Annotated in this window: 18 protein-coding genes; 11 read left to right on the top strand and 7 right to left on the bottom strand. The window is 71.9% G+C overall.

The features are described 5' to 3' along the window. Positions 1–179: 179 nt before the first annotated feature. From ABZ642_RS02065 to ABZ642_RS02045, 5 genes are all read left to right on the top strand, one after another. Positions 180–1,070 (top strand): xanthine dehydrogenase family protein subunit M, encoded by an 891-nt coding sequence (locus tag ABZ642_RS02065; protein ID WP_360475564.1) that lies wholly within the window; start codon positions 180–182, stop codon positions 1,068–1,070. Next, positions 1,070–1,639 (top strand): (2Fe-2S)-binding protein, encoded by a 570-nt coding sequence (locus tag ABZ642_RS02060; RefSeq protein WP_360475561.1) that lies wholly within the window; start codon positions 1,070–1,072, stop codon positions 1,637–1,639. Before ABZ642_RS02065 ends, ABZ642_RS02060 begins: the two co-directional genes overlap by 1 nt. A gap of 5 nt (positions 1,640–1,644) precedes the next feature. Beyond that, the gene (locus tag ABZ642_RS02055) at positions 1,645–4,044 is read left to right on the top strand and encodes a molybdopterin cofactor-binding domain-containing protein (protein WP_360475558.1); all 2,400 of its coding nucleotides are present in this window, start codon (positions 1,645–1,647) and stop codon (positions 4,042–4,044) included. 147 nt (positions 4,045–4,191) lie between these two features. Next, positions 4,192–5,649, top strand: coding sequence for an NCS2 family permease (locus tag ABZ642_RS02050; RefSeq protein ID WP_360475556.1), 1,458 nt, complete (start codon positions 4,192–4,194; stop codon positions 5,647–5,649). A 56-nt stretch (positions 5,650–5,705) separates the two neighbouring features. Then, complete coding sequence (locus ABZ642_RS02045; protein WP_360475553.1) at positions 5,706–6,857, top strand: XdhC/CoxI family protein; 1,152 nt, start codon at positions 5,706–5,708, stop codon at positions 6,855–6,857. A gap of 202 nt (positions 6,858–7,059) precedes the next feature. Here the strand turns inward: ABZ642_RS02045 and ABZ642_RS02040 are convergent, their stop codons facing one another. After that, a complete protein-coding gene (locus ABZ642_RS02040; RefSeq protein WP_360475550.1) occupies positions 7,060–7,713 on the bottom strand; it encodes a Crp/Fnr family transcriptional regulator in 654 nt (217 codons plus the stop codon). Positions 7,714–7,818: 105 nt separating this feature from the next. Then, entirely contained in the window at positions 7,819–8,259 is a 441-nt protein-coding gene (locus ABZ642_RS02035; protein WP_360475547.1) for an SRPBCC family protein, read from the bottom strand. Positions 8,260–8,757: 498 nt separating this feature from the next. Between ABZ642_RS02035 and ABZ642_RS02030 the strand changes: the two genes are divergently transcribed. From ABZ642_RS02030 to ABZ642_RS02020, 3 genes are all read left to right on the top strand, one after another. Continuing rightward, positions 8,758–9,399: a phosphoribosyltransferase family protein gene (locus ABZ642_RS02030; protein ID WP_360475544.1), complete on the top strand. Its 642-nt coding sequence runs from the start codon at positions 8,758–8,760 to the stop codon at positions 9,397–9,399. Between the two features lie 15 nt (positions 9,400–9,414). Next, a complete protein-coding gene (locus ABZ642_RS02025; protein WP_360475541.1) occupies positions 9,415–9,834 on the top strand; it encodes a TIGR03668 family PPOX class F420-dependent oxidoreductase in 420 nt (139 codons plus the stop codon). A 233-nt stretch (positions 9,835–10,067) separates the two neighbouring features. After that, positions 10,068–11,018 (top strand): serine/threonine-protein kinase, encoded by a 951-nt coding sequence (locus ABZ642_RS02020; protein WP_360475538.1) that lies wholly within the window; start codon positions 10,068–10,070, stop codon positions 11,016–11,018. Between the two features lie 49 nt (positions 11,019–11,067). Here the strand turns inward: ABZ642_RS02020 and ABZ642_RS02015 are convergent, their stop codons facing one another. Continuing rightward, a complete protein-coding gene (locus ABZ642_RS02015) occupies positions 11,068–13,476 on the bottom strand; it encodes a SpoIIE family protein phosphatase (RefSeq protein ID WP_360475535.1) in 2,409 nt (802 codons plus the stop codon). Positions 13,477–13,705: 229 nt separating this feature from the next. On the opposite strand from ABZ642_RS02015, the gene ABZ642_RS02010 reads away from it, so the two are divergent. After that, the gene (locus ABZ642_RS02010; RefSeq protein ID WP_360475531.1) at positions 13,706–13,936 is read left to right on the top strand and encodes a helix-turn-helix transcriptional regulator; all 231 of its coding nucleotides are present in this window, start codon (positions 13,706–13,708) and stop codon (positions 13,934–13,936) included. 61 nt (positions 13,937–13,997) lie between these two features. Next, complete coding sequence (locus ABZ642_RS02005; protein WP_360475528.1) at positions 13,998–15,125, top strand: NAD(+)/NADH kinase; 1,128 nt, start codon at positions 13,998–14,000, stop codon at positions 15,123–15,125. Between the two features lie 189 nt (positions 15,126–15,314). On the opposite strand, the gene ABZ642_RS02000 is transcribed toward ABZ642_RS02005, so the two are convergent. Both ABZ642_RS02000 and ABZ642_RS01995 read right to left on the bottom strand, forming a co-directional pair. Next, a complete protein-coding gene (locus ABZ642_RS02000; RefSeq protein WP_360475525.1) occupies positions 15,315–16,226 on the bottom strand; it encodes an alpha/beta hydrolase in 912 nt (303 codons plus the stop codon). A gap of 293 nt (positions 16,227–16,519) precedes the next feature. Further along, positions 16,520–17,461 carry an aldo/keto reductase gene (locus ABZ642_RS01995; protein WP_360475522.1) on the bottom strand — a complete coding sequence of 314 codons (942 nt, stop codon included), beginning with the start codon at positions 17,459–17,461 and terminating at the stop codon, positions 16,520–16,522. A 144-nt stretch (positions 17,462–17,605) separates the two neighbouring features. On the opposite strand from ABZ642_RS01995, the gene ABZ642_RS01990 reads away from it, so the two are divergent. Continuing rightward, the gene (locus ABZ642_RS01990; protein WP_360475519.1) at positions 17,606–18,202 is read left to right on the top strand and encodes a TetR/AcrR family transcriptional regulator; all 597 of its coding nucleotides are present in this window, start codon (positions 17,606–17,608) and stop codon (positions 18,200–18,202) included. Positions 18,203–18,218: 16 nt separating this feature from the next. Here ABZ642_RS01990 and ABZ642_RS01985 read toward each other — a convergent pair whose 3' ends face one another. After that, positions 18,219–19,895, bottom strand: coding sequence for a hypothetical protein (locus ABZ642_RS01985; RefSeq protein WP_360476065.1), 1,677 nt, complete (start codon positions 19,893–19,895; stop codon positions 18,219–18,221). A gap of 184 nt (positions 19,896–20,079) precedes the next feature. Next, on the bottom strand, positions 20,080–21,156 hold the full coding sequence (locus ABZ642_RS01980) for a substrate-binding domain-containing protein (protein ID WP_360475516.1): 1,077 nt from the start codon (positions 21,154–21,156) through the stop codon (positions 20,080–20,082). Positions 21,157–21,184 lie beyond the last annotated feature (28 nt).

Here is a 21,184-nt window from a genome sequence, read left to right as displayed (position 1 = left end):
ATGCCCGTGCTGGCCAGCCAACTCCTTCATGGTTTCGGTGACTGACCCCACTGGAGTACGGGGCGGTGTACTGACGTCATTCCGCGTTAACAGGACATGAACGAGCCGGGCCCGCCGCACACGGATTGGCTCAATCCGCACGACTCACGAGACTCACGAGACGGAGAAGAGAGCCGGTCATGGACTTCCTTCGCCCCGCCAGCTGGGAGGAGGCGCTCGCCGCGAAGGCCGAGCACCCCACCGCAGTGCCGATCGCGGGTGGCACCGATGTGATGGTCGAGATCAACTTCGACCACCGCCGGCCCGAGTACCTCCTCGATCTCAACCGCATCGGCGATCTCTACGAATGGGAGGTCGGCGAGGAGAGCGTACGGCTCGGCGCCTCCGTGCCGTACACCCGGATCATGGAGAACCTGCGCGCCGAGCTGCCGGGCCTGGCCCTCGCCTCGCACACCGTCGCCTCCCCGCAGATCCGCAACCGCGGCGGCGTCGGCGGCAACCTCGGCACCGCCTCCCCGGCCGGTGACGCCCACCCCGCGCTGCTCGCGGCCGGCGCCGAGGTCGAGGCCGAGTCGGTGCGCGGCACCCGGCTCATCCCCATCGACGAGTTCTACACCGGCGTGAAGCGCAACGCCCTCGCGCCGGACGAGCTGATCCGCGCGGTGCACGTGAAGAAGGCCGACGGACCCCAGCAGTACTCCAAGGTCGGCACCCGCAACGCCATGGTCATCGCGGTGTGCGCCTTCGGGCTCGCCCTGCACCCCGAGACGCGGACGGTGCGGACCGGGATCGGTTCGGCCGCTCCCACGCCGGTGCGCGCGAAGACCGCCGAGGACTTCCTGAACGCCGCGCTCGACGAGGGCGGCTTCTGGGACAACGGAAAGATCATCACACCGTCGGTCGCCAAGCAGTTCGCGGACCTGTGCGCCGCCGCCTGCAACCCGATCGACGACGTCCGGGGCACCGCGAGCTACCGCCGTCACGCGGTCGGTGTGATGGCCCGCCGGACGCTCACCTGGACCTGGGAGTCGTACCGCGGCACCACCTATCAGAAGGGGAGTGTCGCCTGATGCGCGTCAACTTCACCGTCAACGGACGTCCCCAGGAGGCCGACGACGTCTGGGAGGGCGAGAGCCTGCTCTACGTGCTGCGCGAGCGGCTCGGTCTCCCCGGCTCCAAGAACGCCTGCGAGCAGGGCGAGTGCGGATCCTGCACCGTCCGGCTGGACGGCGTGCCCGTGTGTTCCTGCCTGGTCGCGGCCGGTCAGGCCGAGGGTCGCGAGGTCGTGACCGTCGAGGGGCTCGCGGACCACGCCCGGCAGCGCTCCTGCGGCGACGCCCCCGGGACCTCGCTGGACGCGGCCCGGGGCTGGCAGGCCAAGGGCACCGACTCCCACACCGGCGAAGGCACCCCGCTCTCCCCGATCCAGCAGGCGTTCATCGACGCCGGCGCGGTGCAGTGCGGCTTCTGCACCCCGGGTCTGCTGGTCGCCGCCGACGAGATGCTGGAGCACAACCCGAACCCGACCGACGCGGACATCCGCGAGGCGCTCTCGGGCAACCTGTGCCGCTGCACCGGCTACGAGAAGATCATGGACGCGGTCCGCCTGGCGGCCGCCCGGCAGGGAGAGGCGGTCTGAGCGACATGCCCACCATCGGCACTCCCACCAAGATCACCCAGGGCTCCCAGACCAAGGGCGGCATCGGCGAGTCCACGCTCCGCCCGGACGGCATCCTCAAGGTCACCGGAGAGTTCGCGTACTCGTCCGACCTGTGGCACGAGGACATGCTCTGGGGCCAGATCCTGCGCTCCACGGTCGCGCACGCCGAGATCGTGTCGATCGACACCAGCGAGGCCCTCGCCCAGCCCGGCGTCTACGCGGTCATGACCTACGACGACCTGCCGACCGACGTGAAGAACTACGGCCTGGAGATCCAGGACACCCCGGTTCTCGCGCACGGCAAGGTGCGCCACCACGGCGAGCCGGTCGCGATCGTCGCCGCCGACCACCCGGAGACCGCCCGCCGCGCCGCCGCCAAGATCAAGGTCGAGTACCGCGAGCTGCCCGTCATCACCGACGAGGCCTCCGCGACCGCCCCGGGCGCCGTCCACATCCACGAGAACCGCGACGACCACCACATCGGCCACGTCCCGCACCCGAACATCGTGCACCGCCAGCCGATCGTCCGCGGCGACGCCGACGAGGCCGCCAAGAGGGCCGCTGTCATCGTCAAGGGCGAGTACTACTTCGGCATGCAGGACCAGGCCTTCCTCGGCCCCGAGTCCGGCCTCGCGGTGCCCGAGGAGGACGGCGGCGTCCACCTCTACATCGCCACCCAGTGGCTGCACAGCGACCTGCGCCAGATCGCCCCGGTCCTCGGCCTGCCCGAGGACAAGGTGCGGATGACGCTGGCCGGCGTCGGCGGCGCCTTCGGCGGCCGCGAGGACCTGTCGATGCAGATCCACGCCTGCCTGCTGGCCCTGCGCACCGGCAAGCCGGTCAAGATCGTCTACAACCGCTTCGAGTCCTTCTTCGGCCATGTCCACCGCCACCCGGCCCGCCTCTACTACGAGCACGGCGCCACCCGTGAGGGCAAGCTGACGCACGTCAAGTGCCGGATCGTGCTCGACGGCGGCGCCTACGCCTCCGCCTCCCCGGCCGTCGTCGGCAACGCCTCCTCGCTCGGCATCGGCCCCTACGTCGTCGACGACGTCGAGGTCGAGGCCATCGCCCTCTACACCAACAACCCGCCCTGCGGCGCGATGCGCGGCTTCGGCGCGGTCCAGGCGTGCTTCGCCTACGAGGCGCAGATGGACAAGGTAGCCGGGCAACTCGGCATGGACCCGGTGGAGTTCAGGAAGCTGAACGCCATGGAGCAGGGCACCCTGCTGCCCACCGGCCAGCCCGTCGACTCCCCGGCTCCGGTCGCCGAACTCCTGCGCCGGGTCAAGGCGATGCCCCTGCCGCCCGAGCAGCAGTGGCTCTCGGCCGGCGAGCAGGCCGACGTACGGCAGCTGCCCGGCGGCCTGTCCAACACCACGCACGGCGAAGGCGTCGTACGCGGTGTCGGCTACGCGGTCGGCATCAAGAACGTCGGTTTCTCCGAGGGCTTCGACGACTACTCGACCGCCAAGGTCCGTATGGAGGTGGTCGGCGGGCAGCCGGTCGCCACCGTGCACACCGCGATGGCGGAGGTCGGCCAGGGCGGGGTCACCGTCCACGCGCAGATCGCCCGTACCGAACTCGGCGTCAGCCAGGTCACCATCCACCCGGCCGACACCCAGGTGGGCAGCGCCGGTTCGACCTCGGCCTCGCGCCAGACGTACGTCACCGGTGGCGCCGTCAGGAACTCCTGCGAGCTCGTCCGCGAGAAGGTGCTGGAGCTCGGGCGCCGCAAGTTCGGTACGTATCACCCGGCCTGGGCCACCGCCGAGCTGCTCCTCGAGGGCGGCAAGGTGGTCACCGACGGCGGCGAGGTGCTCAGCGACCTGGCCGACGTGCTCGGGGACGAGGCGGTCGAGGTCGAGGCGGAGTGGCGGCACCGGGCGACCGAGCCCTTCGACCTGCACACCGGTCAGGGCAACGGCCATGTCCAGTACAGCTTCGCCGCCCACCGCGCGGTCGTCGAGGTCGACACCGAACTGGGGCTGGTCAAGGTGATCGAGCTGGCCTGTGCCCAGGACGTCGGCAAGGCGCTCAACCCGCTCTCCGTCATCGGCCAGATCCAGGGCGGTACGACCCAGGGCCTGGGCGTCGCGGTGATGGAGGAGATCATCGTCGACCCCAGGACGGCGAAGGTCAGGAACCCGTCCTTCACCGACTACCTGATCCCGACCATCCTCGACACGCCGACCATCCCGGTCGACGTCCTCGAACTCGCCGACGACCACGCCCCGTACGGGCTCCGTGGCATCGGCGAAGCCCCGACCCTGTCGTCGACCCCGGCCGTCCTCGCGGCGATCCGGAACGCGACGGGGCTGGAGCTGAACCGCACGCCGGTCCGCCCGGAACACCTCACCGGCACCGGACCCTCCGGGGTCTGATCCGGTGAGTTCTCCTGGGGGACCCCGTCCCCCAGGAATCCTGAATGTTCGCCTCGGGCCGTCCCCCGGGTCGGGCACCTCCCCAAATCCCGTCCATCGCCGAAGGCATGCCGCGGGTGCCCCTTTGAACCTTGGGAGTAGGCCCATATGACCCAGCAGTCACTTGAGCCGGAGACAGTCGCCGACGACGCGGGTGAGGGAACCCGCGTCCCGGCCGGACGGTCCTGGCTCGACCGGTACTTTCACATCTCCCGGAGAGGCTCCACCGTCGCGCGTGAGGTCCGCGGCGGCGTCACCACCTTCATGGCGATGGCGTACATCCTCCTGCTCAACCCCCTGATCCTGTCCGGCAAGGACGTGGCCGGAGACGCCCTCGGCCAGAAGGCCCTGATCACCGCGACCGCGGTCGCCGCGGCCTTCACCACGCTGCTGATGGGCTTCGTCGGCAAGGTGCCGCTCGCGCTCGCCGCCGGCCTGTCCGTCTCCGGCGTGCTGTCCTCGCAGGTCGCCCCGCAGATGACCTGGCCGCAGGCGATGGGCATGTGCGTGCTGTACGGCGTGGTCATCATGCTCCTGGTCGTCACCGGCCTCCGCGAGATGATCATGAACGCGATCCCGCTCGCGCTCAAACACGGCATCACCATGGGTATCGGCCTGTTCATCGCCCTCATCGGTCTCTACAAGTCCGGCTTCGTGCACCAGGGCAAGGCCACCCCGCTCAGCCTCGGCCCGGCCGGCGAACTCACCGGCTGGCCGGTGCTGCTCTTCGCCGGCACCCTGCTGCTGATCTTCATGCTGCAGGCCCGGAACGTCCCCGGCGCCATCCTGATCGGCATCGTCAGCGGCACCGTCGTGGCCGCGGTACTCAACGGCCTGGGTGTCATCGACCCCAGGCAGTGGGCCAACGGCGCCCCCGAACTGCACGGCTCCGCCGTCTCCATGCCGGACTTCTCGCTCTTCGGGCACGTCGAGTTCGGCGGCTGGGGCAAGGTCGGCGCGATGACGGTCGCCATGATCGTCTTCACGCTGGTGCTCGCCGGTTTCTTCGACGCGATGGCCACCATCATCGGCGTCGGCACGGAGGCCAAGCTCGCCGACGACAAGGGCCGGATGCCGGGCCTGTCCAAGGCGCTGTTCATCGACGGAGCGGGTGGCGCGATCGGAGGCGTGGCCGGCGGGTCCGGGCAGACCGTGTTCATCGAGTCGGCGACCGGCGTCGGCGAGGGCGCCCGCACCGGACTGGCCTCGGTGGTCACCGGCCTGTTCTTCGCGGCCTGTCTCTTCTTCACCCCGCTCACCGCGATCGTCCCGCAGGAGGTCGCCTCGGCCGCCCTGGTGGTCATCGGCGCGATGATGCTGATGAACGCCCGGCACGTGGACTGGGCCGACCGGGCCACCGCCATCCCGGTGTTCCTGACGGTCGTGCTGATGCCCTTCACCTACACCATCACCACCGGTGTGGCCGCCGGCGTCATCTCCTACACCGCCATCAAGGCGGCTCAGGGCAAGGCCCGGGAAGTCGGGGCATTCATGTGGGGCCTGACAGTGATCTTCCTGGTCTATTTCGCCCTCCATCCCATAGAGAGTTGGCTCGGCGTCCATTAGCCCGGCTGCTCGCCAAGACCCTCTGCACCATCGCTGTCGTGTAAGGAGACCGAGAGATGCTGGACATCGCCGAGGAGCTGAACCGGTGGGTCGCGGAAGGCCGTGACTTCGCCGTGGCCACGGTGGTGGCGGTCGGCGGCAGCGCCCCGCGCCAGCCCGGCGCCGCCCTCGCGGTGGCCGCCGACGGCACCGCCGTGGGCTCGGTCTCCGGCGGCTGTGTGGAGGGTGCCGTGTACGAGCTGTGCCGGCAGGCGCTGGAGGACGGCGACACCGTCCTGGAACGCTTCGGCTACAGCGACGAGGACGCCTTCGCCGTCGGCCTGACCTGTGGCGGCGTCATCGACATCCTCGTCACCCCGGTACGGGCGGACGACCCCGCCCGGCCGGTGGTCGAGGCCGCGCTGGCCGCCGCCGTGCGGGGGGAGGCGGCGGCCGTCGCGCGGATCGTCACCGGACCGGCCGAACTCCTCGGCCGTGCCCTGCTCGTGGACGCCGACGGCGGCTACCGGGGCGGCTTCGGCGCCCACCCCGAGCTGGACCGCACGGTGGCCGCCGAGGCCGGTGCCTTCCTGGACGCGGGCCGCACCGGCACCCTGGAGATCGGAGAGCAGGGCTCCCGCTGCGGAGCGCCGCTCACCGTGCTGGTCGAGTCCTCGGTCCCGGCGCCCCGGATGATCGTCTTCGGGGCGATCGACTTCGCGTCGGCGCTGGTCCGCGTCGGCAAGTTCCTCGGCCACCACGTGACGGTGTGCGACGCGCGGCCCGTCTTCGCCACCAAGGCCCGCTTCCCGGAGGCCGACGAGATCGTCGTCGAGTGGCCGCACACGTACCTGGAGCGCACGCGGGTGGACGGCCGTACCGTCCTGTGCGTCCTCACCCACGACGCCAAGTTCGACATCCCGCTGCTCCGGCTCGCCCTGCGCCTGCCGGTGGCGTACGTCGGCGCGATGGGCTCCCGCCGCACCCACCTGGACCGCAACCAGCGGCTGCGCGAGGTCGGCGTCACCGAGCTGGAGCTGGCCCGCCTCAGGTCCCCGATCGGCCTGGACCTCGGCGCCCGTACGCCCGAGGAGACCGCCCTGTCGATCGCGGCCGAGATCGTCGCCAACCGCCGCGGCGGCAGCGGAATCTCCCTGACCGGCGCCCACACCCCGATCCACCACGACACGACGTCGACACCGGCGCGGCGGATCGGGTCGGTGGCCTGACTCCCCCCGGGCCAGGCCACCCCGCAGGGAGCGGAGCGCCCGGTCCGTTCCCCCGATCGCCGTACCGGTCCGGGCGCCAGGGGTCGATGGAAGCGCCTTCGGGGGCGTGGTACAGCGTCAAATGACGCATTCGGCGGGGGGAGTTCCGTTCCGATGCGTTCGCGGTGCACGTCTTCCGGCTTCGTGGCGCGAGCGGAGCGGATCACTCCGCTGCCCAGCGCCGTAACCCCGCCAGATCGAGTACGACGGTGCGGCCCCGCCGGGTGGCCACCAGGCCCTCCTGCTGCATCGCCCGCAGGCAGCGCACCACCGACTCCCTGGACGCCCCGGTGGCGGCGGCCAGTTCACGTTGGTTGACCTGGACGGAGACGGCGCCCGGCAGGGTCTCCGGCGCGGCCGAGCCGTACTGCACGGCGAGCTTCACCAGCAGCCCGGCGACCCGGGCCCGGGTGGTGCGGGCGCCCTGTTCGGCGCGCAGCCCGTCGGAGTCCCGTAACCGGCCCACGACGCTGCGCAGGACGGACAGACACAGTCCCGGGTCCCGTTCCAGCAGCCGCAGGAAGGCGTCCGCGGTGACCACCACCCCCTCCGAGCGGCGCATCGCGGTGACGGTCGCGCCCCGCGGGCCGCCGTCGACACAGGCGAGTTCGCCGAGGAGTTCACCGGGGCCGCGCAGGGCGAGCAGGCTGGTGTAGCCGTTGGCCGAGTCGACCGTCGCCTTCACCAGACCGGCCGTCAGCAGGACGACGAAGTCGGCCGCCTCGCCCTCCCGCATCAGCACCTCGCCGCGGATCCACCCGCGCGGGTGCCCGGCCTCCCGCAACAGCTTGATCTCCCCGGGTGAGAAGTACGCCACCTCCGACCTCCCGGCCGCATCGACCCACGGTGACCGTTCGGCACCGGAGGGCCACTGTCCATCGTGCGGCCCGGATCTGCCAAGGGGCAGCCACCGGGGCGGCGCCTACGCCTTCCTGAGCAGCGCGTTGACCGCCCGCCCGAACACCGCCCGGGAGGCCCCGCGCACCAGCGGGTCGAAGGCCGACGGCAGCCCCCGCACCCGCAGCTCCTCGTGCCAGACCACCCGGGTACGGCCGCCCGGCCCCGGGTGCACCTCCAGTTCGGCCCAGCCGAGCACCACCCGGCCGCGCTTGACCAGGCGGCAACGGCCGGCGCCGCCGTCCTCGGGGGGCTCCCAGACGGTCACCTCCATGGGGTCCTCGAAGGACAGCGGCCCGAGCCCGGAACGGGCCACGAAGACGGTGCCCTGGTGGGTCGGGGGATCGGTGAGCACGGTGACGCGGGTCAGGGGGACCGCGTCGGCGTGCGCTGACCACTCCGTGAGCCGGCGCCACGCCTCGTCGATCGGCAGCGGAGCCGTGCGGTGGAGAAGGAAGGTGACCACGGAACGATCGTAGGGAATCGGTCAGGCTCCGCGGAATGCGCACCGTCTGTTCACAGGACCGACAGAAGCGTCAAAGGCGGGCCGGAACCGGCCCCGGGCCCGTACGATTCCCGCCGTGGGCGGGCAAACCGCCCGCCCCCACGGGGAGTTGGCCGACACGCCGTTGAAGACCTGGGATGTGCCGATCCCCGGCCGTCGACGACCCCCGCGCCCGGCTGTACCTCTTCGGCGAGCGCCGGGGGCCCGGGATCGATCGTCAAGGACAAGATCCTCGGCTTCCCGACCGGATCTTCCTGGCCTTCCGGAAACCAGGTCCGGCCCACCGACGGCGTCACCGGCCGAAGCTTCTGGCCGGAGGCTTGCTCCGAAGTGGCACGTCGGGACTACGCGCGCAGTCGATAGAATGCGTGTGCGAATTCTCCGGGCGGACTCGGTCCTCGGCGCCTTCGGGTGTGACCATGGAGGAAGGGGGTCGACCCCGACCGGAGAGGACGAGCCGTGCGCTACCGGGACCGCGCCCAGGCCGGTCGCGAACTCGCCGCCGTACTACAGAAGTTGAGCGACGAGGGCGAGCTGCCGGACCCGATCGTGCTGGCGCTGCCGCGGGGCGGTGCGGCCGTCGCCGCGGAGGTCGCGCGGGAGCTGTCGGCCCCGCTCGACGTGCTCGTCGTACGCAAGATCGGAGCCCCGCACCACGAGGAGTTCGGCGTCGGCGCGATCGCCGGGGACGACCCGCCGCTCCTCGACCGGGCGACCCTGGCGCACCTGGGCATGAGTGAGGACACCCTGGCCCCCGTGGTGGAACGGGAGCGGCGGGAACTGCGCCGCCGCGAGCGCCGCTACCGGCACGGGCGGCCGGCGCCCGAACTGCGCGGCCGTACCGTGATCGTCGTCGACGACGGCCTGGCCACCGGCTCCACCGCCCGCGCCGCGCTGCGCCACGTACGGGGCCGGGGTCCCGCCCGGACCGTGCTCGCCGTCCCCGTCGGCGCGCCCGACTCCCTGGACACGCTCGCCGCCGAGGCCGACCTCGTCGTCTGCCCGTACCGTCCTGAGGTGTTCAACGCGGTCGGCCAGTGGTACGACGACTTCGCGCAACTGACCGACGCCGACGTGCTGGACGCGTTGGGCGACGCCTGACGGGGAGGCGACGCCGTGCCGGAACTGGTCGAGGGTGAGGCGCGGCGGCGGTTCGCCGGGGCGCGCGTGGCACGGCTCGCCACCGTCGACGAGAGCGGCCGTCCCCATCTGGTGCCGGTCGTCTTCGCGCGGTACGGGGCCGAGGGGATCGTCACCGCCGTGGACCACAAGCCCAAGACCACGCCCCGCCTCAAGCGGCTGCGCAATATCGCCGCACAGCCGGCCGTGAGCCTGCTCGTGGACGACTACGACGAGAACTGGGACCACTTGTGGTGGGTCCGGGCGGACGGTGTCGCGCGGGTGGTTCCCGCCGACGCGGCGGTCATCGAGCCGCTCCGGGAGAAATACCCGCAGTACCGGGAACGCCCGCCGGGCGGTCCGGTCATTCTCGTGACCGTGTCGCACTGGACCGGCTGGCAGGCGGCCGCTGCTTAGGACCGCCGGGGGTTCCCATGGCAAGTCCCGAGAGGACCGGGGTTTCCCGTGGCAAGTCCCGAGCTGTCGGAACGTGACCCCGCCGCGCGCGGCGGGCCTACTGGAAGGGGTGGACGGAGGTCTTCTCGGCCGGCGCCCACCGCCCATTCGCGTGCGTACCGCCGCCCAGGCGGGACGCCGCACCGCTGGTTTACGATTTGGACAGGTTTGACACGCTACGGGGTGGACATGCCATGGCGACGCGCATCGCGGGTTACGAGGTCGAGGGCGAGATCGGGCGAGGCGGGATGGCCGTCGTCTACCGTGCCACGGACCTGCGTCTGGACCGCACCGTCGCCCTGAAGCTGCTCGCCCCGGAGATGGCCCGCAACGACACCTTCCGGCGCCGCTTCACCTACGAGTCGCGGGTGGCGGCCGCCCTCGACCACCCTCACATCGTGCCGATCTTCGAGGCCGGCGAGACGGACGGCGTGCTGTACATCGCGATGCGCTACGTGTCGGGCCCGGATCTGCGCGCGCTGCTGGACAAGGAGGGCGTGCTGCCGGTGGCCGCGGCCCTGCGGATCGCCGCCCAGGTCGCCTCGGCGCTCGACGCGGCCCACGAGCACGATCTGGTGCACCGGGATGTGAAGCCCGGCAACGTGCTGGTGGCGGCGGGCACCGACAGCGACCACCCGGAGCACGTCTATCTCACGGATTTCGGGCTCACCAAGAAGTCGCTGTCGCTGACGGGGTTCACGACGGTCGGCGAGTTCGTCGGCACGCTGGACTACGTGGCGCCGGAACAGATCTCGGGTCGCCCGGTGGACGGCCGGTGCGATCTCTACAGCCTGGCCTGCGTGGTCTTCGAGATGCTCGCCGGTGGTCCGCCGTTCGTCCGGGACGAGGACATCGCCCTGCTCTGGGCGCACCAGTACGACCGGCCGCCCGCGCTGAGCGAGGTGCGGACCGGGCTGCCGCCCGGGCTGGACGAGGTGTTCGCCAAGGCGCTGGCCAAGGTCCCGGAGGACCGTTACGACTCCTGCCTGGAGTTCGTGGGCGCGCTGCGGCTCGCCGCGTACGGCGTCGTACTGGGGGAGCCGGCCCCGCCGGAGCGCCCCGCCGACCGGACCCCCACGGTCCGCCGGGGCACCGGACCGACCCCCGGCCCGCCCGCCTGGGCCCGCCCGATGTTCGGCCCCTAGCCCCTCCCGGTCCGCCGGAACGCTCAGCCCTCCGAATCCGCCGGAACGCTCAGTCCTCCGTGAGGAACTGTTCCGCCCAGACGGTCTTGCCGGTGGTGGCGTGGCGGGTGCCCCAGCGCTGGGTGAGCTGGCCGACGAGGAGCAGGCCGCGGCCGCCCTCGTCGTAGGTGTGGGCCCGCCGCATGTGCGGGGCCGTGTTGCTGGAGTCGAAGACCTCGCAGGTCAGGGTGTGGTCGTCGTGGATGAGCCGGAGCCGGACGGGCGGCCGGCCGTACCGGAACGCGTTGGTGACCATCTCGCTGACGATCAGCTCGGTGATGAACGCGGCCTCCTCCAGGTGCCAGGTGACCAGCTGGTCGGTGGCGTGTTTGCGGGCGTCGGCGACGGCGGCCAGGTCGAAGGGCAGCTCCCAGGAGGCGACCCGGTCGGCGTGCAGGGCCCGGGTGCGGGCGACCAGCAGGGCGATGTCGTCGTCGGGGCGGTGGGTGAGCATGGTCGTCAGGACCCGGTCGCAGACGGTGTCCAGGTTCTGCGCGGGGCGGGCGAGCGCGCCGAACATCTTGTCGAGGGCCTCGTCGATGTCATGGTCGCGGGGTTCGAGCAGACCGTTGGTGTAGAGGGCGATCAGGCTGCCCTCGGGCAGTTCCGTCTCGAAGGACTCGAAGGGCAGCCCGCCCAGGCCCAGCGGGGGTCCGGCCGGCACGTCGAGGAAGTGGACCGTGCCCGAGGTGACCACGGCGGGCGGCGGGTGTCCGGCCCGGGCGACGGCGAGCCGGCGGGTGACCGGGTCGTACACGCCGTACAGGCAGGTGGTGCCGACGCCGCCGGCGGTCTCCTCGGCGTTGTCGGCGCCGGCCTCCTCGGCGGAGAGGTGGACGACCAGGTCGTCCAGGTGGCTGAGGAGTTCGTCGGGCGGCAGGTCGACGTCGGCCAGGGTGCGGACGGCGGTGCGGACCCGGCCCATGGTGGCGGCGGCCCGCATGCCGTGGCCGACCACGTCGCCCACGACGAGCGCGACCCGGGTCCCGGACAGCGGGATCACGTCGAACCAGTCGCCGCCCACCCCGGCCTGGCTGACCGAGGGCAGATAGCGGGTGGCGATGTCCAGCGCCGCCTGTTCGGGCAGCGTCTGCGGGAGTAGGCTGCGCTGCAGGGTCATCGTGGTGGTGTGCTGGCGCTGGGTTCGTTCGGCGCCGTTGATGCTGGTGGCGGTGCGGGCCGCCAGCTGCTCGGCCACCCACAGATCCTCCGGGTCGAACGGCTCGCTGCGCAGGTTCCGCCCGAACAGGGCCACGCCGAACGTGGTGCCGGCCGCCCGGAGCGGCACCGCCATCAGCGAGTGCGCCCCGCTCTCCCGGATCCATGAGGCCGCCAGCGGATCCTCCCGCGTCCAGCGGGTCACGATCTCGTCGTCGCTCGCGTACACCGTGCCCCGCCCCTCCGCCAGGCACCGGCCCGACGGCGACCAGGGCGGGCAGCGCAGCACGTCGCCGGAGGGATGGGGGAGCGGTGGGCTCTGGGGCGCCGCTCGTACCGCCGCCCGTCGTAGCGCCTGGCCGTCGGCGGCCGGTGCGCCGGGCTTGGCCGCGTCCAGCAGGTCCACGGCGCAGGCGTCGGCGAAGGTGGGGACGACGACGTCGGCCAGCTCCCGCGCGGTGCGCTGCACGTCGGAGCTGGTGCCGATCCGCACCCCGGCGTCGCTCAGCAGCAGCATCCGCCGCCACACCAACTGCTCGGACGGATCGGCGTGGGCCGTCAGGGTCACCGCCCGCACCTGCCCGTCCAGGTCCGTCAGCGGGGCGAGCCGTCCGTGCCAGTCGTGGTCGGGGTCGGCCGGGTCCGGACGCAGGTGGACGTCCTCGGGGCCGCCGCCGGCCAGGATCCGCCGCATGGCGGCCTCGGCCTCGGCACCGCCCTCGTACGGCGCGATGTCGGTCAGCCGCAGCCCGCGCATCATGCCCTCGGCGAGGGACAGGCTGCGCTGCATCCCGACGCTGGCCAGCACCAGCCGCAGCCCCTCGTCGAAGACGGCGGCGACGCACGGGGACTGGCCGAACGCCCATTCCCCGAGCGTCCGGTCGGCAGTGGCCACCGGCGGTCCGGCGACGGCGGACACCACCCGCCACTCCGTGCCGCCCGGCCGGTCGCCGGAGGGCCGGCGGTGCACGAGCACGTCCCGGTCCAGCCGGTGCCCGTCCCGGTGGCGCAGGGCCGCGGTCCCGCTCCACCGCGGGCCGGCGGCCGCCTCGCGCCAGGTGACCCCGTCCGGCTCGGCGAGCAGCCGGGCGGCGTCCTGTCCCAGGATCTCGGCGGGCGGGTAGCCCAGCAGCAGCCTGGCCCCGTCGCTCCAGCCGGTCACGGCACCCCGCTCGTCCACCGTGACCGCGGCGGTGTAGGTCCCCTGCGGTACGGCGTGGGTCTGCGCCCGGTTGCTGGGAGGGGTGGGACGTCGTTCCATCGCCGCTCATCCTTCGCGGAACCTGCACGGCCGGCTCTTCTCCCAGGATGATCCCGGCCGACACGGAGCACCAGTCCGCGCCATTACCACCCGGCCGCTGCGGACATGCGCACCCGGGGTCCCTGTGACACGCCTGTGACGGACGGCGGACAGCGTCATGACGTCGGCTTGTCAGGGTTTTGTAAACGGACAAATCGCCACTATCGGTCAATCCGGCAAGGGAATCCTCATGAGCTTCACCGTTGTCACCCAGCACACCGAGACCGCCGCCGTCGCGCTGGCCCCGCGTGAGCGCGAGACGCTGAAGCACATCGCGGCGGGCTGCACATACCTGCAGGCCGCACGCCTGATGGGGCTCTCCCGGCACACCGTCGACGCCTACCTCCGCCGGATCCGGGCCAAGCTCGACATCAACACCACGGCCGAGCTCACCCGGCTGGCCATCTCTCTTGGCCTGTGAGATCCGCCCGGCCGTGACAGCGTGGGGGACAACGGCTGAGCACGGTGTCCTGGAGGCGGAGATGACGGTGAAGGGGCTCGGACTGGTGGTGCACGGGGGCCGGGCGGAGGCGGTGGACGCCGCCCGAAGCGTACGGGCGTGGGCGGCGGAGCACGACGTGCGGTGCACGGACATCGACGTCTGGCACGACGGTGGACGGCACAGTTCCGGGGAGGAGGTCGCGGCCGCGGGCGATCCCGACCTGATCGTCACCCTCGGCGGCGACGGCACGTTCCTGCGCGGCGCCCGGCTCGCCGCGCATCACGACGCCCTGGTCCTCGGTGTCGACCTGGGCCGGGTCGGCTTCCTGACCGAGGTGGCGGCCTGCTCGGTGCGGGAGGCGCTGGACGCGATCCGGGAGGACCGGTTCGCCGTCGACAGCCGGATGCTGCTCACCATGCGGGCGTCCCGCCGGCTGGAGGTGCCCTCCGACATGGAGGAGCTGATGCGCTACGGCCGCGGGCCGCTGCTGCCGGCCCCCGAGGTGCGCACCGACTGCGAGGAGGACGCCGACTGGGGTGTGCCCCTGCACATCACCGCGGTCAACGACGTCGTACTGGAGAAACTGTCCCGGGACCGCCAGGTCTCCGTCGGCGTATACGTCTCCGGGCGGCTGCTCGCCTCCTACTCCGCCGACGCGCTGCTGGTGGCGACCCCGACCGGCTCGACCGCCTACAGCTTCGCGGCCGGCGGCCCCGTCGTCTCACCCTGTGCGGACGCGCTCGTCTTCACGCCGGTCGCTCCGCACATGACGTTCAACCGGTCGGTCGTCACCGCCCCGGACGAGCCCGTCGGCCTGCGTGTCCTGGAACGCTCGGGGCAGGCCGCGGTCAGCGTCGACGGGCAGGTGCGGGGCGTCCTGGGACCGGGGGACTGGATCGGGGTGTACGCCGCCCCGGCCCGGCTGCGGGTGGTCCGGCTCGCGCCGATGGACTTCTACGGCCGGCTGCGCGAGCGCATGAACCTCACCGACGCCCCGGCCGCGGTCGCCGACGGCACCCCCGCGCCCCTGTGGTCGACGCGGACGCCCCCGCCCGGCGACATGGCCCACCTCTCCCTGCTGCCCGCCAGCCTGCAGGGCGCCGAGCCGGAAGAGCCGTGCGTCGAGGTGGAGGAGAAAGACGCCGCCCCGACACCCGGGCGCGGCTGACCTCCCCGGCCCTCGCGCCCCCCGCGGCTGACCTCCGCGGGTCCCGCGTCGCCCGCGGCTGACCCTCGCGCCGCCTCCCCCCGGCGCCTCGACCGTCGCCCGCTGTCCGGCGGGCGCCGTGTCGGTGCCGCCCTCCGGGGTCAGGCACACCAGGCCGTCCGATGCCGCCGAGGCGGCGGCACGCGTCGGCTAGAGGGATCGGGTCTGCCGGCGGGTGCTCGTCACGAAGCCCGTCACCGCCCGGGCGAAGGCCTCCGGTTCCTCGATGTGGCCGAAGTGCCCGCTGTTCTCCAGGATCAGCAGGTCCGAGCCGGGGATCAGCTCGTGCAGTTCCTCCGCCCACCGCACTCCGCAGATGAAGTCGTGGCGGCCGGCCAGCACCAGGGCGGGCACGGAGAGCCGGCCGAGGTCGGCGCGGTCGTCGACCACGATCGGGGAGAGGTCCTCGTCCAGGCCGGAGAGGTAGGTGGACGTCACGGCCGCCCGGAGCGGGGCGAACTCCGCCTCCCGGCCCCAGTAGTCGGCGAAGTACGCGGGGAACAGCCCCCGGGCGACCGCGGTGTGCGCGGTGTCGCCGTCGACGGACGCAATGGCCTGGAACGCCGCCAGCACCTCGGGGAGCCCGGGGTGGTCGGCGTTCCGGGCGGCGAACGCCTCCAACTGGCTCACGGTCTCCGCGACGTGCTCGGGGCCGGTCACCGGCAGGCTGTCGTAGAGGATCACCCCGGCGACTTGCTCGGGGCGGCGCAGGGCGTGGTACTGGGCGACGAAACCGCCGTGCGAGTGGCCCAGCAGGTGCACCTCGGTGACGCCGAGATGCTCGATCAGCGCGCCGAGGAACCGGCTGTAGCGGGCCCGGCTGTAGCCGTGCGGGTGGGAGGGCAGGCGGTCGGAGCCGCCGCTGCCGACCGGCTCCGGGTAGACGACCGTGAGATGCCGCTCCAGTTCGGGCATCCGCAGGTACTCCCAGGCGATGCCCGGCCCGCCGGAGTGCGCGACACACACCGGCCCGGTGCCGTGCACGTGATAGCGCTGCACGAGGCCGTCGATCTCGACCGTGTGCGTTCCGGTGGTGAGGGGATCGGTCAGGGGCTTGGTCATGGCTTCTTCTCCGTGTCCGGCGGTTCGTGGTGACAACGGCAGGACGCCGGGGACCAGGAGAAGTTCGAACCGCACGATGTGAGGGCGCTCACAGGCCGCCCCGGCCCCCGACCGGCGCCCGCGCACCGGACGGGTGGCTTCGCGCCGGTCAAGGATGGCGTCGCACCGGTCGGCGGTGGCTTCGCACCGGCCAAGGATGGCGTCGCACCGGCCAAGGATGGCGTCGCGCCGGTCAAGGATGGCGTCGCACCGGTCGGGGGTGGCTTCGTGTCGGTCGGGGCGGGCGCGGTGGCTCAGTAGCGGTCGCCCACCGTCTGTGCGGCCAGCCCGTCCAGCGTGGCGATCTCCTCGGCGGTCAGCTCGATGCCCGCGGCGGCCACGTTCTGCTCCAGCCACTTCACCCGCTTCGTCCCCGGGATCGGCACCACGGGCACGCCGAGCCGCGCGCCGCGCGCGTGCACCCAGGCCAGCGCCAGCTGCGCCGGGGCGACGTCCCGCGCCCGGGCCAGCGCGCGGACGGCGTCCGCGATCGCCTCGTTGGCCACCGTCTGGAAGCGCGGCAGCCGCCTTCGCGCGTCGCCCGCCGGCAGGGCGGTGACGTCGACCGTGCCGGTCAGGAAGCCCCGGCCCAGCGGCGAGTACGCCACCAGCGCCACGCCCAGCTCACGCAGGGCGTCCCCGACGGTGGCCTCCAGGTCACGGGACCAGATCGAGTACTCGCTCTGCACGGCCGCGATGGGGTGGACGGCACTGGCGCGGCGCAGCAGTTCGCCGTTCACCTCGGAGAGGCCGATGTGCCCGATCTTGCCCTCCTTCACCAGCTCCGCCATGGCGCCGACGGACTCCTCGATCTCGGCGGTCCGCGGCGGCCGGTGCAGGTAGTAGAGGTCGATATGGTCGACGCCCAGCCGCAGCAGGGAGGCGTCGCAGGCGCGCTTGATGTAGCTCGCCTCGCCGCGCAGCACCCAGGTGTCGCTGCCCATGCGGTCGATGCCGGTCTTCGTGGCGAGCCGGACCTGGTCCCGCCGGCCGGCGATGGCCCGGCCCACCAGCACCTCGTTGTGTCCGAAGGCGTAGGCGTCGGCGGTGTCGATGAGGGTGACGCCCAGGTCTAGGGCCCGGCGGAGGGTGGCGGTCGCGTCGTCCCAGCTGGTCGGGCCGTATCCCTCGCTCATGCCCATGCAGCCGAGTCCCTGGGCGGAGGTGGTGAGGCCACCGAGAGAAACCGTGTCCACGGCATGTCTCCGTTCGATGTTCGCGGTACGTACGATGACAGTTACCGGAGGATCCTCCGGTAATAATGACGCTAACGGAGGATCCTCCGGTAAGCAAGTGGGAAGAATGCCGGGTACGGTGACCGGCCTGGAGGGGAGCACCGCATGAACGGACAAGGACCCGCACGGCCCGTGCGCGCCCACGCCCGCCGCAACCGGGAGAAGCTCGTGGCGGCGGCCCTGGAGGAGTTCACGCGCACCGGCAAGGACGCGCCGCTCGACAGCATCGCCCGGGCGGCCGGGGTCGGCATCGGCACCCTCTACCGGCACTTCCCGACCCGGGAGTCCCTCGTCCTCGCCGCCTACGAGCACGAGGTGGACCAGCTGTGCGCCGTGGGGGACGAGCTGCTCGCGGCGCTGCCGCCGGACCGGGCGCTGCGCGAGTTCATGGGCCGGCTGGCGAGCCTGCTGGTGACGAAGCAGCACATGTCCGAGGCGCTGCGCAGCGCCGGACCCGACGGCGGGGAGTCGTACGCCAAGGTCTACGACACGATCGGCACCCTGTTCACGGCGGGCGTCGCCGCGGGGACGCTCCGGTCCGACATGGACACCGGTGACGTGGTGCGGGCCATGGGCGGCCTGCTGCGCCTGGACGTGGACGGGGACTGGAAGGGGCAGGCCGAGCGCCAGATCCGGCTCCTCATGGACGGCCTGCACACCGGCGCTCCGGCCCGCGCCGAGGGGCACGAGCCGGAGCGGTGAGGGGCGAGGGGGCCGGTCAGTCCGCGGAGCGTACCGCCGGCATGGCGAGCGCGACCGGCCCGCTCTTGCAGGAGTCGTGGCAGTCCTTCTCCAGGCTGCAGCACAGCGAGCAGATCGCCCCGGCGTGGAACGGGCAGTTGGCCACGTCCGGCCGCTCGAACTCGGTCGTGCACACCGTGCAGGTCAGCACGGCCGCCGACGGCAGCCCGTCCGCGCCCAGCAGCGGCTGTGCCAGGTCGTCGACGCGGGCGATGTAGTACTTCCCCTTGGTCAGCACCGCGAACAGCGGCGAGAGCACCATCGCCAGGAACAGCGCGATGAACGGCGAGTACGCCTTGCCGTACGCCCCGAAGGCGTTGAAGTAGGCGGAGATCGAGACCGCCGACGCGATCAGCATCGAACCGAAGCCGACCGGGTTGAAGTTGTGCAGATGGGCGCGCTTGAACTCGATGTACGACGGGCTCAGCCCGAGCGGCTTGTTGATGACCAGGTCGGCGACGACCGCGCCGATCCAGGCGATCGCCACGTTCGAGTAGAAGCCGAGCACGGTGTTCAGGAAGCCGAACACCCCGCCCTCCATCAGGGCCAGCGCGATGCCGACGTTGAGGAAGATGTAGACGACCCGGCCCGGGTGACGGTGGGTCAGCCGGGAGAAGAAGTTCGACCAGGACAGCGAACCGGAGTACGCGTTCGTCGAGTTGATCTTTATCTGGGAGAGGATCACGAAGAACGTGGCCAGGCCGAGCGCTACCGGCGCGGCGAACGTCCTGAACCCGTGCACGTACTGCTGGATCGGCTCGTTGGCCTTGGCCAGACCCACGCTGCCGGCGATGTAGAAGGCGAGGAAGGCGCCGCCGATCTGCTTGGCCGCGCCGAGCACCACCCAGCCCGGACCTGCGGAGAGCACGGCCGCCCACCATTTCCTGCCGTTCTCCGGCGTCTTGTCCGGCATGAACCGCAGATAGTCCACCTGCTCACCGATCTGCGCGATCAGCGACAGCGCGACGCCCGCACCCGCGCCGACCCCGAGCATGCTGATGCCGGACCCCGTCGGCGAGTTGCCCGCGAAGTGGGTGAACTCCGAGAACTTGCCCGGCTCCTGGATCGCGATCGACACGAACGGCGCGACCATCAGCACCAGCCACACCGGTTGCGTCCACACCTGCATCTTCGACAGCGCGGTCATGCCGTAGACGACCAGCGGCAGGATGATGACCGAGCAGATCAGATAGCCGACGGCGAGCGGGATGTGCAGGCCCAGCTCCAGGGCCTGCGCCATGATCGAGCCTTCGAGGGCGAAGAAGATGAAGGTGAAGCTGGCGTAGATGACCGAGGTGAGCGTCGAGCCGAGGTAGCCGAAGCCGGCGCCCCGGGTCAGCAGGTCCATGTCGATCGAGTACTTGGCCGAGTAGTACGAGATCGGGATGCCGGTGAGGAAGATGACCACCGCCGCGGTCAGGATCGCCACCATCGCGCTGGAGAACCCGTTGGAGATGGCGATCGAACCGCCGATGGCGAAGTCCGCGAGATAGGCGATACCGCCGAGCGCCGTGGTGGCCACCACATAGGGCGTCCAGCGGCGGAAGGACTTCGGCGCGTAGCGCAGCGAGTAGTCCTCCAGCGTGTCGTTCTTCGCCCAGTCGTTGTAGGTCCGTTTGCCGTCCGTGCCGTCGTCCGTGCCGCCGTCCACCACGGCCGGTGGCGCCTCTTTGCCGACGATTTCCGTCACGACTCTGCCCTCTCTCGTCCCCGGTCGTTTGCACGGAAGAGTCGCGGCGTGCTGTTTCCCGAACGTTTCACCTGCTTTAAAAGACAAAGCTTGATACTTCCTGCGGGAAGTATTGGGCGAGGTTGGGGAGTTGGGCTCGGAGTCGGGCTCAGAGCTGGGCCACGATATGGAAGTCGAAGACGTCCGCCCGCGCCAGGTACAGCCGTTGCGCGAGATGGTTGCCGCGCAGCCGTACGGCACCGCGCGGGCCCTCGTACGACACCGAGTCCCGCACCGCGCACATCGTCCGCACGTCCAGCGACCGGGCTCGTTCGGCTAGCGCCGCCAGCAGCCGTACCCCTTCGAAGCACGACTCGCCGAGGCTCCCCACGACGGGTGCGTGCACACCGAACCGGGCCGCGTACCGGGCACTGAAGTCGAGGCTCTCCGCGGTCGCGAGGGTCTCGAAGAAACCGGCCGTCGCCCACAGCCCCTCGGTGGCCTCCGCGCCCGTGGCCAGCAGGATGTTCTCGTCCATGTGGGTACTCAGTCTGAGACACCGCTGGTGCAGCCCGTAGTCGGCGAACGCCCGGTTGAAGCGGGCCGCGTCCGCCCCGACCAGCAGCATCAGCACGGCGTCCGCCTCGCACCGCTCGACCCGGCGCAGCACCGGCCCGAACTCGTCCGTGCCGAGCGGCACGAACACCTCGTCCCGCACCCGGCCGCCGCACTCCCGCGCGTACGCCCGGGCCGCGCGGGCGGTCACCCGGGGCCAGACGTAGTCGTTGCCCACCGTGCACCAGCGCCGTACCCCGGCGGCCTCTGTCAACAGTCGCATCGCCGGGAGCAGTTGGGCTGAGTCGGTCTCACCGGTCAGGAAGACGCCCGGAGTCCGCTCGCCGCCCTCGTACTGGGCGGTGTAGACGTACGGCACCCGGCCCGCGATCCGGGGCAGCAACGCCTGCCGTACCGCCGAGGTGTGCCAGCCGACCACCCCGTCCACGGCGCCCAGCGCGACCAGGGACCCGACCTCGGCCGCCACCCACCGGGGTGGCGCCCCGCCGTCCACCGTGAGCAGCCGGACCTCCCGGCCCAACACACCGCCCGAGGCGTTGAGTTCCTCCGCGGCGAGGTGCGCGGCCGCCTCGCACGACGGCCCGAAGACCCCCGCCGGTCCCTGTAACGGCACCACCAGGGCGACGACCAGGGGCGCACCCGAGGGGTCGCTCGGCGGCGCCCTGTGCATCAGGCCACCTCCGTGCGGGCATGGGGAG

Source organism: Streptomyces sp. NPDC007157, assembly GCF_040634235.1.
Taxonomy (GTDB): domain Bacteria; phylum Actinomycetota; class Actinomycetes; order Streptomycetales; family Streptomycetaceae; genus Streptomyces.
This window is presented reverse-complemented; position numbering and strand designations above follow the sequence as displayed.